Below are 15,673 nucleotides of genomic sequence, written 5' to 3'. Positions count from 1 at the left end.
TCCTATTTTGAGTCGCGGCCTGCTACGGTGGGTATGCTCCGCATCCTCGCGGTGTTGCTGCTCATCCCCCTGCTCGACATCATGCTGTTGTTCGTGGTGGCGGGCTTTCTGGGAGCGGTGCCAACCGTCGCCTTGGTCGTTCTGACGGCACTCGTGGGCCTCATGCTCGTCCGTGCGGAGGGGCGGAACACCCTCCGGAAGATACAGGCCAAACTCGGACAGGGCGAACCGCCGACCGACGAACTCATCGACGGCGGCCTCCTGCTGATTTCGGGGACGCTCCTGCTCACCCCCGGCCTCGTGACGGACCTCGTGGGGCTCGTGCTGGTCGTCCCGCTCACGCGGTACCCCATCCGCGTCGCCGTCAAGAAGTGGGTCGTCGTCCCCTACGCCGACGCGAAGGGCCGCGGGTTCGTCACCGGGAACGTCTACACCGGCGGCTTCCCGGGCGGCGACGCCGACGCCGCCGGCCCCCGGCAGGGCGGACAGGGCGACACCTACGACGTGGACGAGGACGCCTACGACGTGGACTTCGAGGACGACGACGACACCCGCCAGTAACGCGCTCACGGCCGGAGACGCGGGTCCCGTCTCCCGGTTCCCGTGGCCTGTCTCGCCTCGGCTGAAAAGAAACGCTTAACACAACCACGGCGGAACATCCTGACGCGCTCAGTGCGGGCCAATAGCTCAGTTAGGTTGAGCGCTCGGCTGATAACCGGGAGGTCTCCGGTTCAAATCCGGATTGGCCCACTATTCTGTCGCTCGCAACCCGCGAGCGACGCATCGTGCCGCAGGACGGATTTGAACGAGAGAAGTCGCAGCCCGCGCAGCATCGTGAGCAGGACCGTCTTCGCCGTTGTTCGAATCCGGAGTGGCCCACGTTCTCCGCGACGCAACCGAGGAGCGAAGCGACGAGTCTGCGAGCGTGAAAACGCTCCTAAACGGCATTTGTACCCTGAAAGTCACAGCCCGGAACGGCGAGCGGAGCGAGCCGCACGCCCGGACTGCCCCATACGTCACACCAGTCAGTACGAGACAAATATATAGTATTAATAGTCGGGTTTATTAGAGTCTGATTCGGCAATTCTGATTCGAATGCCCTCCATTACTTGACGTGCGTTCCTCATCAGTCTGAGCGCGACACCACTCGCCGCCAGCGGGTGTACGGCCTTACAATCCTATCCAACGCCTGCCCATTGGGTAACCGTCTACCTGGGTGAGCGGGAGGAAACACACAACGTTACGGTCACAGTGACAAACAGCGGCGGGGAGACGCTCTTCGAGAAAGAGTATCATCTCTCTGATAGTAACGAGGCCAACGAAGACGCACCATTCCCAGAATCAACCGACCCCGAAAGTGTCAAAGTATCGGTTGACGGAACCCAGTTCGAACGCGATTGGCCGGGCTTTGAGCAGCGACAACTCCCCTGTAGCGGCCAGAACTCGAGTGGCATCGAGCTATGGATTGAGAACGCTGAAGACGGGTCACCAACGGTTCGACTCGAAGCGGACTGCCAACACGTTACGATGGAGTGACAACCCACATTCGAAAATATGTGATTTATGACATGGGTGGGAACTTCTCGCGCCATCAGGCCCTGCTCCTTTCTTCAGACCCTCGCATAGCCAGCTAGGTGACCGGAGACGAGGTCGGGAGACTGGCGGTTTCAGGTTCACTTGCTCTGCAACGTACGCGCTCTGTATTCAGCGGCACGACAAGCACCTGCCAAGCCAGAGCGGTTGTTCTGGCTCTGCGGACAATGGGGTGAGTGTTGAAATTTCCCCGTCCGAGGTGGATGTGGTTAATCCCCGGGAGTGCAGCCTCATCAGACGGGATTGTTCGGAACTGAACGTAACACCGTAGGAGACACGACGAAGAGTGTGCCGCTAACGGGCTTCAGAAGCGGAGACAACCGCGAAAAGTGAATACGGGCAGTGAGGTCGTTCTTTCACGGGTTGAACGAATCCTGCCGCAGTACGTCTCAGTGGTTGTTTCTGGAAACTGGAACCGCCCGCCTCCTCCGGGCGAGAGTCGCTTACACTCCCGAATGTCGAACCGGAACTGCGGGGTGGTTTCGTCAGCCAATGTCGCCGTGATGGTCCCGCTGTGTGGCCATCTCGGCGATGGGCGTGCCGACTCTCGAAGCAGTCACGTCGTGGCACCGGCCGGCCGATGTACGTCGAGCACCGAATGTACGGCGGCCCAGTCGACAGGGGGTTCGCGGTCCGCCAGTACCTGTTGCACCGCGTCGACGGACGCACCGTAACGGTCCTGCCACGCCGGTTGGCAGGCCCGTTCCAACGTCTCGGCCACGTCGGTCACGCGGTCCTCGAGCGTGTCGAGTCGCCCCGCGACGGCGTCCCAGTCGGGGTTTCCGTCCGTCGCGACCGGCCACGACCGGAGCGTGTCCAGTTCGGCCCGGAGGTCCGCCACGAGGAGGGCGAGCGATGCGTGCTGCATCGCCGCGTCGGCCCATGTCGCCGCGTCGCCGTCCGCAGCGACGTCCTCGGCCGCGCCCTCGAGCGCGTCGACCGCCGTGGCGAGGTCGTCGACGTCCCCGCGCAGGGTCGCGGCGCGTTCGTCCTCGTTGTTCACCCACGTCTCGAACTCCTCGAGTGCCACCTGTACCTCGTCGGCCCGGTGTTGGACCCCCGTCGCCTCCTCGTGGACCTCGCGCAAATCACGGACAGCTTCGTAGGTCACGCCGTCGTCCTGACCCATGACGCTCCCTAGGGTCCGCTGGACAGCGGCTAGATCCTCTTCGACCGAGTCGACGGTCGCCGCGAGGCTGTCGAGACGGGTCCGGACCAGCGACACCTCCGTGACCGGCTCGGCTGTCGTCCGTGCCTCCTCGAGAGCCGTTCTGGCCAACTCTGCTCGCGTCTCCGCGGTGGCGAGGACCTTCGCCGTCTGACCCACGGTGTCCTCGAATGCCGCCGCGGTCACGACTCCGTCCTCGAGCACACGGTCGAGCGTGTGCCGGACCGTCTCTCGTTCGGCGTCGCTGCCCGAAACCACGGTGTCGACGGCGTCGGCAATCGGCCGGCCAGTCAGGTCACGGCCGTGTACGCGACTCATGGACGACCGGTCGGTACGGAACTGTATCATCCTTTCCGTCGCCAAATATATAGACGCAATAGCGAACTGTTCGGGTACAAATACGATATACCCGTACAGTGTGTTCAGGGGCCGTAAAGAGCCTAACACCTCGGTATTATAAACCGGTTTTATTGTCCCCCAACCTGGCTCAGATGATGACATCAGACAGTAAACTGTCGAAACGGCTGTCACGACGGAAGTTCCTCGTCACGTCGGGTGTGGTTGGTGCGGCCGGCTTGGCCGGCTGTAACTCACAGTCCGACGGCGACGGATCCGACGGTGACGGTGACGGGTCCGGCGACGGGTCCAGCGATGGTGGGAGCCAGAACGAGGGCTCCTCTGGAGGCGGCGGGAGCGAAACGTCGCTGCTCAACGCCGAGGGGTCCTCGACGGTGTACCCCATCTCGAACAAGGGTAGTTCTTACTGGAACTCCAACGCGCCGCCGAGCGACGGCGAGTACTGGGGGGCCAACGACGAGGGGAGCGTCCCCGGCTGGGACGAAATCGACACCGACATGCTCATCGCCGACTACTTCGCCAGCCAGTTCGGCTTCGAGGCGACCGACCAACGCTCTGACCCGCCGTTCCAGACTACGGTCGGCCTGAGCCACTCCGGCACCGGCTGTGAGGCCGTCGTCGACGGCCTAGTCGACATCGGCAATTCCTCCGGTCCCATCACGGCAGAACTGGACTGGAGCGAACAGCGGGCCCAAGAGACGGTCGTCGACAACGTCGTCGGTCGGGACGGCCAGCCGGTCGTCGTCAGCAGCGACGTCTCCGATGCCGGCGTCTCCCAGCTCACCGGCGACCAGATCCGCGCCATCTACCAGGGCGAGGTCGACAACTGGAGCGACCTCGACGGCGTCGACTACGACCAGGAAATCTACGTCATCGGTCGCGCCGAGGGCTCCGGGACGGACACCTCCTTCCGGCTGAACATGCTCGGTGACGCCGACGCGCCGATGGAGGTCGACACCCGCCAGGGCCAGAATCAGCAGGTGGCCCAGCTCGTCTCCCAGAACCAGGGTGCCATCGCGTACATGGCACTGGCGTTCACGAGCGACCAGGTTCAACCCATCGGCATCGACTTCGACGGGACGCTCTACGAACCCGACCCGGACGCCGAGAACACCATCTTCGACAGCGACTACCCGCTGAACCGGAACCTCCACATGTACACGCTCGTTGAGGACAGCAACCCCAACGGCGGGGGCCTCGACCGGCGCGAGGCGGCGTTCCTCAGTATGTTCCTCACAGAGTTCGGACAGGTCACCTTCGTCGAGGACAACAACTACATTCCGCTGCCGACCTCCGACCTCGAGGAGATGAAGAGCAAGGTCAACGAACTCAAGCCCTGACGGTCGGCCCGTCGCGGGCGCACCTACCGAGCCGAACTACCTCTTTGGATACGAGACGACGACACACCGAACGCTACACGATATGACACGGAAACCCGACGAGACGACGGTCAGCACGCGGATTGGACGCTGGCGAAGGCAGGCACGGCGGTTCATCGACCGTACGGAGACGAGCGCGCTGGTCACTGTCTCGGTGATGATGGTGGCACTGCTGGCCGCCCTCGGCGGCTTTCTCGCCGTCTCGTCGCTGACGGTCGGCCCCTTCGCGGTGTTCTTGGTCGCCGCCGGGTACGGGTGGCTCCGACACCAGGAACTGACCGCCCGGGCACTGACGATGACGATGACCGCCTCGACGCTGCTCATCCTCGGCCTCATCGTCGTGTTCATCTTCCGGGAGTCCGTCCCGGTCGTGCGCTACGAGACGGCGACCGTTTTCGGAATCGAGGTCCCGGGCGTCCGGATGTTCGTCCAGACCCGGTGGGACGCGGTGACCGACCCGGTCCGGTACTCGATGGTCCCGATGATCCACGGGACGCTGCTGGTGACGGTTATCGCGACGGTAGTTGCCGCACCGCTCGGCGTCGCCGCCGCCCTGTTCCTCTCGGAGATCGCCCCGCCGACGGTCCGGGAGGCCGTCAAGCCCGGTATCGAGATTTTGGCCGGCATCCCTTCCATCGTCTACGGGTTCATCGGGTTCACCCTGCTGAGCCCGTGGGCCAGCGACCAGTTCCGGACGACCGGCCAAGGGACGTACCTCTTCGTCGGCATCGTCGTCGGCCTGATGGCACTGCCGACGGTGGTCTCGGTCGCCGAGGACGCGCTTAGCAGCGTTCCCGAGTCGATGAAGAGCGGGTCGCTGGCGATGGGGACGACCGACTGGCAGACGATGACCTCCATCACGCTCCCCGCGGCGTTCTCGGGCGTCTCGGCGGCGGTCCTGCTGGGCGTGGGCCGGGCCATCGGCGAGACCATGGCGGCGACGGTGATGCTCCGGGGCGTCCCGCGGCTCACCGACCCGCTGGTCAACGTCTTCTACGGCCAGGAGACGCTCACGTCGCTCATCGCCCGCAACTACGGGAATGCAGACGGTCTCCAGATGGACGCCCTGTTCGTCGCCGGCGTCATCCTGTTCGTCACCGTCCTGATTATCTCCGTCGGGTCGCAGTACATCGAGTGGCGGATGCGGGAGAAACTCGGGGGTGAGGTCTGATGGCCGGCGCGGCCGAGTCGGAACTCGTCAGTGACCGGACCGACGTGACGGAGGCCGTCGCCGCCGGGACCGTCGGCCTCGCCACCGTCCTGTTCGCGCTCTCGCTGGCCGCGTTCTTCGGGCAAGTGTCGGTCACCGGCAGCCTCGCTGGCGTGCCGGTCGTCGGCCTGTTCGGCGGTCTGCTGGTGCTCCTCGGGACGGCAGTCGTCACGTTCGGGGTTGGCTCGTACCTCGATGCAGTGGACACGTCGCCGAGCCCGAGTGCCGGCCTCGTGGCGGCTTTCGCCGCCGCAGTACCGTGGTTCGTCGCTGGTGCTAGCGTCGGAGCCGTCACGCTCGGGTTCGGTACCGGCGGCGGGTCCGTCGTCGGCCTCGTCACCGCCGCCATCGCGTTCGCGGCCACCGCGCTCCCACGTGAGGATATCGGGTCTACGCTCCCAGTTGGAACCCTTTCGATACTAGCCGGACTGGTCCTGTTCACCGGCGTCGTCGGGGCGGAGTGGCTCTGGAACCTCGGCTGGGAACAGCAGGCGTCGCTGACGGGCGGGTTCGTCGTCCCGACGATTACGCTCGCCACCTCGCTGTTCGTCGGGTGGGCGGCCGCGAAGGCCTACGGCGGGTTCGGAGCCAGCGGTCGCCGTACCGGCGCGTTCGTCCTCGTCTACCTGAACGCGCTCTCCATCGTCGGCGTGCTAGTCGTTCTGGTGGCGTTCACCGTCTTCCGTGGCCTCCCCGGTGTGTTCGCAGGCGCGGAATTTGGACTCGGAGTCGGGCCTACGGTGACGCTGTTCGGCTTCTCGTTCCAGTTGCCGGTGTCGCTGCCGTTCGTGATGAATGGCGTGGCACTGCTGAACGACTTTCAGGGCGTGTTGCCCGCCATCGTTGGGACGTTCTGGCTGGTCGTCGGGGCCGTCCTGTTCGCGGTGCCGCTGGGGATCGGGGCAGCGATATTCCTCACGGAGTACGCCGAACGCGGGCGGTTCACCCAGGCCGTCGAGGTCGCCACCAACGGCCTCTGGAGCACCCCGAGCATCGTCTTCGGCCTGTTCGGGTTCGCCTTCCTCATCCCGCGATTCGGAAACGGCAAGTCGCTGCTGTCGGGGATGCTCACGCTCGGGTTCATGCTGTTGCCGCTCGTGCTCATCACGAGTCGCGAGGCGATGCTGTCGGTCCCCGACGAGTACCGCGACGCTAGTGCCGCCCTCGGCGTGACCAAGTGGCAGACAATCCGCAGTGTCGTCCTCCCGGCGGCTTTGCCCGGAGTCGTCACCGGCGTCATCCTCGGCGTGGGCCGCATCGCCGGCGAGACGGCCCCCATCCTGCTGACGATGGCGGGCGGGACGTTCGTCCCCGGGGGACAGACCGTCGACGTCATCGGCGGCTTCGAGTTCACCGCGGCACCGCCGTTCGTCGCCAACCCCGAACTCCTGCAAGCGACATCGGCACTGCCGTACCAGCTGTTCGCGCTCATCACCGCGGGCGTGGGACTGGGCCAGAACGTCGCCAACCCCGATAGCTTCCGGTGGGCGACGGCATTGGTCCTGCTCCTCGTCGTCCTGTCGTTCTACGCGGTGGGCATCGGGGCGCGGTACTACTTCAGGCGGAAACTACAGTACGAGTGACAATGAGCGAAACCACACAGTCAGAGACAGTCGACACCGACCGCCCGCCCCAGACGACGACGGGCGAGACAGCAGAGGAGATACGCGACGCTTGGACAAACTACCAGTTCGAGGGCGAGGCAAAACTCGTCACCGAGGACCTAGATGTCTACTACGGTGAGGACCACGCCCTCAAAGGCGTCACCATGCAGATACCCGAACAGAGCGTCACGGCCCTCATCGGCCCCTCCGGGTGCGGGAAGTCGACGTTCCTGCGCTCGCTCAACCGCATGAACGACCGCATCCGATCGGCCCGGGTCGACGGGTCGGTCCGGCTCGACGACAAGGAGGTCTATCAAGACGGTGTCGACCTTGTCGAACTCCGCAAGCGCATCGGCATGGTGTTCCAGTCGCCCAACCCCTTCCCCAAGTCTATCCGGGACAACATCACTTACGGCCCACGCAAGCACGGCGACATCGAGACCGGCCTGCTGGCTCGTCTGCTCGGCCGCGACGACCGCGACGAGGCGGAGTCACTCGTCGAGCAGTCGCTCCGGCAGGCCGCCCTCTGGGAGGAGGTCGCAGACCGACTCGACGACAACGCGATGGGGCTCTCGGGCGGGCAGCAACAACGACTCTGTATCGCCCGGTGTCTGTCGGTCGACCCCGATGTCATCCTGATGGACGAACCGGCCTCCGCGCTCGACCCCATCGCCACAGCCAAGATAGAGGACCTCATCCACGACTTGGCCGAAGACTACACCGTCGTCATCGTCACCCACAACATGCAACAGGCCGCCCGCATCTCCGACCAGACCGCCGTCTTCCTGACCGGCGGCGAACTCGTCGAGTTCGGCGACACCGACAAGATATTCGAGAACCCCGAGAGCCAACGCGTCGAGGACTACATCACCGGGAAGTTCGGGTGACACTATGGCACGCGAAATCTACCAAGAGGCACCCGAGGACTTCCACGCCGACGTGGTCACAGTGGGTGGCCTCGTGACCGACCGGGTCGAAACGGTGCTCCGAGCCCTCCGGGAAGGCGACCACGCGGCCAACATCGCCGCTCGCACGCTGTACATGACCGAGAGCGACCCTGCCCTCATCTACTGATGGAATCGCGCAAGGTACAGGAGGTCGGTGGCGGCACGTACACGGTTTCGCTCCCGCGGTCGTGGGCCGACACCCAAGCTATCGAGGCCGGATCCGTCGTCGACATTCACACGCACATCGACGACCTGCTCGTCGTCCAGCCACGTGGCCACAGTGACGATGCGACACTCCGGGCACGCGTCCGGGTGGACCACGACGAGACGGCCCGTCTCGAACACACGCTCCGGGCGGCCTACAGTGCTGGTGCCGAAGAGATACGCTTCGTCGCCGCCGACTCGTTTACTAGAGACCAGCGACGAGTGGTGAACCGGGCGGCCAGCGAACTGGCTGGGGTTACACTCGACGGAGGGACGGAGTCACACCTCCACGTCAGGACGTTGCTTGATGCCGAGGAGGTTTCCATCTGGCAGTCCGTTCGCCAACTCAAGTTCGTGACACTGTCGATGTACCGTGAAGCCACTGCCGCCCTCCTCGGGGAGAGGACGGCGGACAGTGTTTTGCACCGGGACGACGACGCCGACCGGTTGTTCGCCATCGTTGACCGCCACTTCGACCGGTCGCTGTCACGACTCGACGAGGTCGACGCGCTCGACCTGACCCGCACAGAACTGTTCAGGGCACGGACCATTGCCCGCGAACTCGACCGTGTCGCAGACCACGCCGAGCGTATCGCGACGGTCACACGCCGTCTCGACGAGCCAGTCGACGAGTCCTTGGCGGCGGACGTTCGACCCATCGCCGAGTCGACACGGACGATCGTAGAAGACGCCAGTCAGTGTGTCATCGACGACGGTGCCATCGAGACCGCCTACGAGGTACTGGCGGCCAAAGACGACCTGTTAGACGAGCTCGACACCCTACAGTCGAACCTGCTTGACGCCGGGACCATCTCTCCCCGATTGGTACGCGCAATGGACAGTCTTCGACGGACTGCGGAGACCGGCGGCAACATCGCGGAACTCCGCATCCGAAGTGCTGTCCAGACAGGTGAAATAAATGACCAGCGATTGGGACCCTCCGCGAATCTCGAAACTCCTCCTGACAGCAGATAACTTCTCACACCCACGTGGCTACCGACTCGACCGAGATGTGACGAACCATCAGATGGTCCCGCTCTCGTCTAGAGTTATTCAATCACTGAACCATCTCAGCCGTCCGACAACATCCGAGTTACAGGATGTTCCCTGTCAATACGCAATCGCCACTGCGCTTGAGTGGGATCCAAACGTGTTGACTACGTCCGTTCTATTCAGCAGCGTTCCTGAGACACATCACTAGGTGGTGTTGAACAGGGTCAGACTCTGCATCGCCAGATTATACCGAGACAGCCTGTAGCTCAACCTCAAATCCAGATAGCAATCACTGAGCACCGCTCGGCTAGGTACTTAGCGCAGCAATCTTTCTCGGGAGTAGCGTGAATCTGGTTCTGTCGGCGGTGGTGAGTCCGACTCGTACGTGACCGAGTGGTCCCGAGCAGTGCGGGGCTGATAACCGGGAGGTCTTCGGTTCAAATCCGGAGTGGCCCACGTTTTTGCCACGAACACCTCGTGAGTGGCAAAACGATGCAGCCAGGAGGATTTGAACGAGAGAAGTCGCAGCCCGCGCAACATCGTGAGCAGGACCGTCTTCGCGTTGTTCGAATCCGGAGTGGCCCACGTTTTCCGCGACGCAACCGAGGAGCGGAGCGACGAACAATCCGTGAGTGGCAAAACGATGCCGCCGAGCGGATTTGCCGGGTCACAACCCGGAGCGCGTTCACACTGGGGAGAGCAAGATTCAAGCCCCGTGACCGGGACAGGAAAACAGTGTTCTCAGGCCTGCGACGGGTCGAGCGATACGTCCGGACGCGGCCGCTGGTCGACGAGCGACTTGGCGTACTCGTGGCCGTCGGGTTCGGGTGGTTCCTCCTGTTGGGGACGCGGCTCGTCATCCCCGCGCTTCTCCCGAACATCCGCGCGGAGTTCGCGTTCTCGAACGCCATCGCCGGCTCGCTCTACACGCTCCTCCTCGGCGTCGCCGCCCTGTTGCAGTTGCCGGGCGGTATCATCGCCGACCGGGTCGGCGGGCGGTCGGTCCTGCTGCTCGGCATCGGTGCTGGCGTGGGCGGCGTGACGCTCCTCGCGGCCGCACCCACCGTCGCAGCGTTCGTCCTCGGTATCGTCCTGTTCGGTGCCGGAACCGGCATCTACGGGACGCCGCGCGTGACCGTCCTCTCGGCCGTCTACCCCGACCGGGACGGGACGGCAATCGGCCTCGTCTCGGCCGCGGGCAACGCCGGCACCACGCTCTTACCGGTCGTCGCCGGGAGCCTCGCCGCGGCCGTCGGCTGGGCGTACGGGTTCTGGTTCGCGGTGCCGTTGCTCGTACTCGGCCTCGGTCTCGTCTGGCGGTTCGTCCCGGCGGCGGCCGGGAAGGCCGACGGCACCACGTCGTTCCGGGAGGACGCACGGACTGTCCTCGCGGGTATCGGCGACCGGCGGGTCTTGCTCGCGACGGCCATCATGACGGTGATGTTCTTCACCTATCAAGGGGTGACGGCGTTCCTCCCGACGTACTTGGTCGAGGCGAAATCGGTCTCCGAACAGGTGGCGGCGACGCTGTTCGGCCTCTTTTTCGCCGGCGGCGTCGTCTTCCAAGTCGTCGGCGGCAACCTCGGTGACCGGTTCGGCCAGCGGCGGGCGATGACGGGCCTCCTGTTCGCCAGTGCCGTGACGGTGTTCTCGCTCCCGTTCGTCCCCAGCGGACTCGTGTTGGTCCCGCTGGTCCTCGCGTTGAGCGTGCAGTTGGGGTTCTGGCCCATCGTCTTCTCCTACACCGTCGCGGCACTGCCCGACGAGGGACAGGCCAGTGGCCTGGGTCTGCTCCGGACGTTCTACCTGCTCGTCGGGGCACTCGGGTCGACGGCCGTCGGGATACTCGCCGACGCGGACCTGTTCGACGAGGCCTTTTTCCTGCTCGCTGGCCTCGCGCTGGTCGCCACGCTCGCCACGCTGCTGTTGCCCGCTCCTCACGGTGAGGAGGCGTAGCCGTCACCGCCGTCGTCCACGGTTGCCCCGGCGGACGTGTCGCCGTAACGACTGTTCCGAGGACGAAACAGGTATGCTCGTCAGACGCCTGTCAACGAATACCGAATGGACGCGCCGAACGTGTTGCTCGTCGTGCTTGACTGTGTTCGCGCGAAGAATACCTCGTTGCTCGGACACCGGCGCGAGACGACGCCGTTTCTCTCGACGTTCGCCGAATCGGCGACGACGTACACGCAGGCCCGGACGACGGCGAGTTGGTCGCTCCCGGCACACGCGAGCCTGTTCACCGGCGTCCCCTCGGAGGGGCATCGACTCTGCATCACGGAGCGACTCGAACCCGGCCAGACCGTCTTCGACTTCCTCGCCGGGGAGGGGTACGACACCGGGGTGTTCACCGAGAACCCCTATCTCACGATTCACCCGTCGAACCTGCGGGCCTGCTTCGAGAACGTCGTCACCGAACGGCCCGACTCGACGGACGTGGACGACCCGGACGAGACACGGAAGCGCGTCGACGGGTTCTGGTACGCCGACCGGTTCACCGAGTGGGTCGACGACCGGGCGGGGCCGTGGGCCGCCTGCGTCAACCTCATGGACGCGCACACGCCATACGAGACGCGTGAGGCGTCCGACGAGTGGAGCGACCCCCTCTCCCGGCGCGTCCACGACGAACTCCCGATCAAGTGGGAGTGGGGCGTCTACGGTGGTCGCATCCCGCCCGTCGTCGGGAGCCTCCTCGAACCGCTCTACGACGGTGCCATCAGGCAGGCCGACGCCGTCCTGAAGCGACTCCTCGGGGCACTCGACGCCCGGGCCGAACTGGACGACACGCTCGTCGTCGTCACCGCGGACCACGGCGACGGGTTCGGCGAACCGGCCCACGTCCCCGCCGAGCCACCCGCCATCATGCACGGGATGGGGACCCACGAGGAACTGTTCCACGTCCCGCTCGTGGTGAAAGCACCCGGCCAGTCGCGGGGGCGGACCGTTACCTCGCTCGCGACGCTCGCGAACTTCCCCGACGCCGTCCTCGCCGCGTTCGACGGCGCGACGGACGACGCGGGCTGGTTCGTCCCCGAGAACGGCCGGACGACGGCGTACCAAGCACCGCCGGACGGGCAGACGGCGGCGAAGGCAGACCAACACACCGACCACCCCGAGCGGTTCCGCCGCCCGGCGGCAATCGTCTACGAGGACGGCCCCGGCGACACGGTGTACAAGCGTGCGGCGTGGGGGGAGGACACCTACAGTGCCGTCGTCCGCGGCCGCCGTGCGGAGGTGACCGACGAGCGGACCATCGAGGCCCACCCAACGGCCGTCATCGACGCCGTCGCCGAGCGGAGCGAACATCTCGACATCTCACCGCTCGCCGAGGGCGAGGCCGACATGGCCGAGTACGAGACCGACGAGTTCGAAGACGTCGACCTCGAAGCGCGACTCGAGAGTCTGGGCTACCTCTGAGTCCACGGGTCGCCGTCCAATCTGGACATAACAATCAATAGCCATGGACTGCTGGACGCAGTATTGACAGTCTCGACAACACGGCGGGCCGTCGTTGCGGCGGCCCTCGCGGCGGGTATCGGTGGGCTGACGTTCTCCTCGGCGGAGAGCCTCCTCGATAGGTTCTCGGTGCCGTCGGGCGACGTGTGGGAGTCGGCGGGGCGGACGCTCCCCGACTCGGTGGAGAGCCCCCACGGCCCGGCGACGCTCCGGGTGGACGACGACGGGGTGCCACACGTCGAAGCCGACGCCGAACCGGCGGCGTACTTTGCCGTCGGGTACGTGCAGGCGTTTCAGCGACTCTTCCAGATGGACCTCCAGCGGCGGGTGATGCGGGGCCGACTCTCGGAGGTGGCCGGCGAGGCGACGCTGGAGAGCGACGAGTTCAACGTCGCCATGGACTTCGCGGGGGCCGCCGAGGCGACGTGGACCGAGCGTGTCTCAGAGACCGAGGCGGCCCCGCTGGCCGAGGCGTACGCCGACGGCGTGAACGCGGCCATCGAGAACGAACCGCTCCCCATCGAGTTCAGACTGCTCGACTACGAGCCACGGGCGTGGACGCCGACGGACTCGATGCTGATGGCGAAACAGATAGCGTGGAACCTCACGGGGAGCTTCCGGTCGCTCCGGGCGGCCGTGGCCGCCGACGAACTCGGCCCCGAGGCGGCGGCCGCGCTGTTCCCCCGACGCCTCGACCACGACACCCCGATTCTGCGGGAGTCCGTCGACCGTGACGCGGGGGACGAGAGTGCCGGTCCCGACCAGTCACGGGCGGTCAGCGCGGACGTGGCGCGCTACTTCTCGCAGTTCGAGTCACCGCCGGGCGTCGGGTCGAACAGTTGGGTCGTCTCCGGCGACCACACCGAGAGCGGGACTCCCCTACTCGCCTACGACCCGCACCTCTCGCTGATGGCCCCGCCGGTGTGGTACGAACAACACGTCGAGACCCCCGAGCGGTCCGTCCGCGGGGCCACGTTCCCGGGCGTCCCGTTCGTCATCGCGGGGGCCAACGACACCGGCGTCTGGTCGTTCACGAACGTCGGCGCGGACGTACTGGACTGCTACCGCTACGAGATAGACGAGGCTGGCGAGCGGTACCGCTACCGGGGCGAGTGGCGCGAGTTCGAGACGGAAGAGGTGACCATCCCCGTCGCCGACGGCGAGGACCGCACACAGACCGTCCGCAAGACGGTCCACGGGCCGGTCCTCGAACGCGAGGGCGAGACGGTGGGGGTGGCGTGGGTCGGCCACACGGCGACCCGAACCACCGAAGCCATCTACGAGTACGGAAAGAGTGAGGGCTTGGCAGACCTCCGCGAATCGACCCGGAAGTTCGACCTGCCGACACAGAACCTCGTCTACGCCGACGCGGACGGCCGGACGATGTACTACGCGACGGGGCAACTCCCGGTCCGGCGGACCGACGGGGAGGAGGTCCGCGGGGACCGCGTGTTCGACGGGTCGGCGGGCGAGGGCGAGTGGGGCGAGGGGTTCACCCCCTTCGGAGAGTCGTCGTGGGACGGGTTCGTCCCCTTCGAGGACAAGCCCCACGCCATCGACCCGGACGTGCTGGCGACGGCGAACCAGCGGGTCACCGACGCCCGGGACCCGTACGTCGGTGTCGACTACGCGATGCCGTACCGCGGCGCGCGCATCTACGAGCGACTCGACCGGCGGGTCGCGAGCGACGACCCGGTGACGCCCGCGTTCCACCGTGACCTCCAGCGCGATACCCGCGACGGACGCGCCGCGGACTTCCTGCCGGACCTGCTCGCGGCCGTCGCAGATGCCGACGCGAGCGAGCGCGTGACCGACGCGACCGAGACGCTCGATTCGTGGGACCGTCGGATGGTCCCCGACTCGCGGGGCGCGCTCCTCTTTGCGCGCTTTCTCGACCAGTTCAGACGGTTGGTGCTGGACCCGGCGTTCGAGGGCACGGCCCTCGACGAGGCGTTCTATCCGAACGACTGGGTGCTGGCGCGTCTCCCCGAGGACGGCCCGTTCTACGGGGAGCGGTCCCGCGAGGAGACGCTGGTCGCGGCCGTCGAGGCCGCGCTCGCGGAAATCGAGGACGAGGGCTGGGAGACGTACGGCGACTGGAGTTCGACGGGTGTCGTGACCCATCCGTTCGGTGGGCAGGCGTCGTTCCTGAACTATCCCGACCTGCCCGCCCCGGGGTCGCGGGCGACGGTGCGGAACTTCCGGCCCGGCTCGGCCGTGGGGTCGAGTTGGCGGATGGTGGTCGAACCCGGCGGACCGGCGACGGCCGTCCTCCCCGGCGGCAACTCGGGCGACTACTTCTCGGAACACTACGACGACCAGTTCCGGGCGTGGCTGGCGAACGAGCAGAAGCCGATGACCCGGGAGATGGCGGGCGAGACTCGCGTCTCCTTCGGGGGTGGGGAGTCGTGAGCGACGACGACCCGGTGGCACGCGTCACGCGGCCGCTCCGCGACATCCGGGCCGACCGGTCCAAACACCTCGCCGCGCTCGCGATGGCGACCGGAGTCGGACTGCTGGCCGCCCGGAGCCACTGGGCCGGTCTCGTTCTGGGCGGGGCACTCGTCGCGCTCGTCTCCCCGACGCTCCGCCGGGGCGTCCTCGCGGCACTCGGGTTCGGTGGCCTCGTGTTGGCCGTCTTCGCCGTCACGCTCGGCGGGGACGCCGCACTCCTCCCGGAGATGGCACCCGTCAGTTACGTCGCCGTCGCCAGCGCGCTCGGCCTCCCGCTGTTCGGGTCGCTGGTTCGGGCGGCGGTCTGA

General features: G+C 66.1%; 12 protein-coding genes and 1 tRNA gene. 12 read left to right on the top strand and 1 reads right to left on the bottom strand.

The features are described 5' to 3' along the window. The first annotated feature begins 33 nt into the window (after window positions 1–33). Both MUG95_RS05160 and MUG95_RS05155 read left to right on the top strand, forming a co-directional pair. Complete coding sequence (locus MUG95_RS05160) at window positions 34–561, top strand: FxsA family protein (RefSeq protein ID WP_247010005.1); 528 nt, start codon at window positions 34–36, stop codon at window positions 559–561. A 115-nt stretch (window positions 562–676) separates the two neighbouring features. Then, a tRNA-Ile gene (locus MUG95_RS05155) sits at window positions 677–750 on the top strand. A 1,399-nt stretch (window positions 751–2,149) separates the two neighbouring features. On the opposite strand, the gene MUG95_RS05150 is transcribed toward MUG95_RS05155, so the two are convergent. Beyond that, complete coding sequence (locus tag MUG95_RS05150; RefSeq protein ID WP_247010004.1) at window positions 2,150–3,079, bottom strand: hypothetical protein; 930 nt, start codon at window positions 3,077–3,079, stop codon at window positions 2,150–2,152. Between the two features lie 176 nt (window positions 3,080–3,255). On the opposite strand from MUG95_RS05150, the gene MUG95_RS05145 reads away from it, so the two are divergent. The 10 genes from MUG95_RS05145 (at window position 3,256) to MUG95_RS05100 (ending at window position 15,673) form a co-directional block, all read left to right on the top strand. After that, the gene (locus tag MUG95_RS05145) at window positions 3,256–4,458 is read left to right on the top strand and encodes a substrate-binding domain-containing protein (RefSeq protein ID WP_247010003.1); all 1,203 of its coding nucleotides are present in this window, start codon (window positions 3,256–3,258) and stop codon (window positions 4,456–4,458) included. A gap of 82 nt (window positions 4,459–4,540) precedes the next feature. Further along, window positions 4,541–5,668: a phosphate ABC transporter permease subunit PstC gene (pstC, locus tag MUG95_RS05140; protein WP_247010002.1), complete on the top strand. Its 1,128-nt coding sequence runs from the start codon at window positions 4,541–4,543 to the stop codon at window positions 5,666–5,668. Then, window positions 5,668–7,290: a phosphate ABC transporter permease PstA gene (pstA, locus tag MUG95_RS05135; RefSeq protein WP_247010001.1), complete on the top strand. Its 1,623-nt coding sequence runs from the start codon at window positions 5,668–5,670 to the stop codon at window positions 7,288–7,290. The genes pstC and pstA overlap by 1 nt, the downstream gene beginning before the upstream one ends. Before the next feature lie 2 nt (window positions 7,291–7,292). Beyond that, a complete protein-coding gene (gene pstB / locus MUG95_RS05130; RefSeq protein WP_247010000.1) occupies window positions 7,293–8,198 on the top strand; it encodes a phosphate ABC transporter ATP-binding protein PstB in 906 nt (301 codons plus the stop codon). 4 nt (window positions 8,199–8,202) lie between these two features. Further along, the gene (locus tag MUG95_RS05125; RefSeq protein ID WP_247009999.1) at window positions 8,203–8,385 is read left to right on the top strand and encodes a hypothetical protein; all 183 of its coding nucleotides are present in this window, start codon (window positions 8,203–8,205) and stop codon (window positions 8,383–8,385) included. Further along, complete coding sequence (locus tag MUG95_RS05120) at window positions 8,385–9,437, top strand: PhoU domain-containing protein (RefSeq protein WP_247009998.1); 1,053 nt, start codon at window positions 8,385–8,387, stop codon at window positions 9,435–9,437. Before MUG95_RS05125 ends, MUG95_RS05120 begins: the two co-directional genes overlap by 1 nt. Before the next feature lie 753 nt (window positions 9,438–10,190). Further along, on the top strand, window positions 10,191–11,411 hold the full coding sequence (locus tag MUG95_RS05115; RefSeq protein WP_247009997.1) for an MFS transporter: 1,221 nt from the start codon (window positions 10,191–10,193) through the stop codon (window positions 11,409–11,411). A 105-nt stretch (window positions 11,412–11,516) separates the two neighbouring features. Continuing rightward, window positions 11,517–12,872: a sulfatase gene (locus MUG95_RS05110; RefSeq protein ID WP_247009996.1), complete on the top strand. Its 1,356-nt coding sequence runs from the start codon at window positions 11,517–11,519 to the stop codon at window positions 12,870–12,872. 63 nt (window positions 12,873–12,935) lie between these two features. After that, the gene (locus tag MUG95_RS05105) at window positions 12,936–15,323 is read left to right on the top strand and encodes a penicillin acylase family protein (protein ID WP_247009995.1); all 2,388 of its coding nucleotides are present in this window, start codon (window positions 12,936–12,938) and stop codon (window positions 15,321–15,323) included. After that, on the top strand, window positions 15,320–15,673 hold the full coding sequence (locus tag MUG95_RS05100; protein ID WP_247009994.1) for a hypothetical protein: 354 nt from the start codon (window positions 15,320–15,322) through the stop codon (window positions 15,671–15,673). Before MUG95_RS05105 ends, MUG95_RS05100 begins: the two co-directional genes overlap by 4 nt.

The sequence above is a fragment of the Halorientalis litorea genome (assembly GCF_023028225.1).
Classification (GTDB): Archaea; Halobacteriota; Halobacteria; order Halobacteriales; family Haloarculaceae; genus Halorientalis; species Halorientalis litorea.
The sequence above is the reverse complement of the archived record's forward strand: the minus strand, read 5'-3'. Positions and strand labels throughout refer to the sequence as shown.

Bases quoted from the DNA above. Each gene is read 5' to 3' on its own strand.
- MUG95_RS05125 (WP_247009999.1), top strand. From the start codon at position 8,203: ATGGCACGCGAAATCTACCAAGAGGCACCCGAGGACTTCCACGCCGAC.
- MUG95_RS05120 (WP_247009998.1), top strand. From the start codon at position 8,385: ATGGAATCGCGCAAGGTACAGGAGGTCGGTGGCGGCACGTACACGGTT.
- MUG95_RS05110 (WP_247009996.1), top strand. From the start codon at position 11,517: ATGGACGCGCCGAACGTGTTGCTCGTCGTGCTTGACTGTGTTCGCGCG.
- pstC (WP_247010002.1), top strand. From the start codon at position 4,541: ATGACACGGAAACCCGACGAGACGACGGTCAGCACGCGGATTGGACGC.
- MUG95_RS05150 (WP_247010004.1), bottom strand. From the start codon at position 3,079: ATGAGTCGCGTACACGGCCGTGACCTGACTGGCCGGCCGATTGCCGAC.
- pstB (WP_247010000.1), top strand. From the start codon at position 7,293: ATGAGCGAAACCACACAGTCAGAGACAGTCGACACCGACCGCCCGCCC.
- pstA (WP_247010001.1), top strand. From the start codon at position 5,668: ATGGCCGGCGCGGCCGAGTCGGAACTCGTCAGTGACCGGACCGACGTG.
- MUG95_RS05160 (WP_247010005.1), top strand. From the start codon at position 34: ATGCTCCGCATCCTCGCGGTGTTGCTGCTCATCCCCCTGCTCGACATC.
- MUG95_RS05145 (WP_247010003.1), top strand. From the start codon at position 3,256: ATGACATCAGACAGTAAACTGTCGAAACGGCTGTCACGACGGAAGTTC.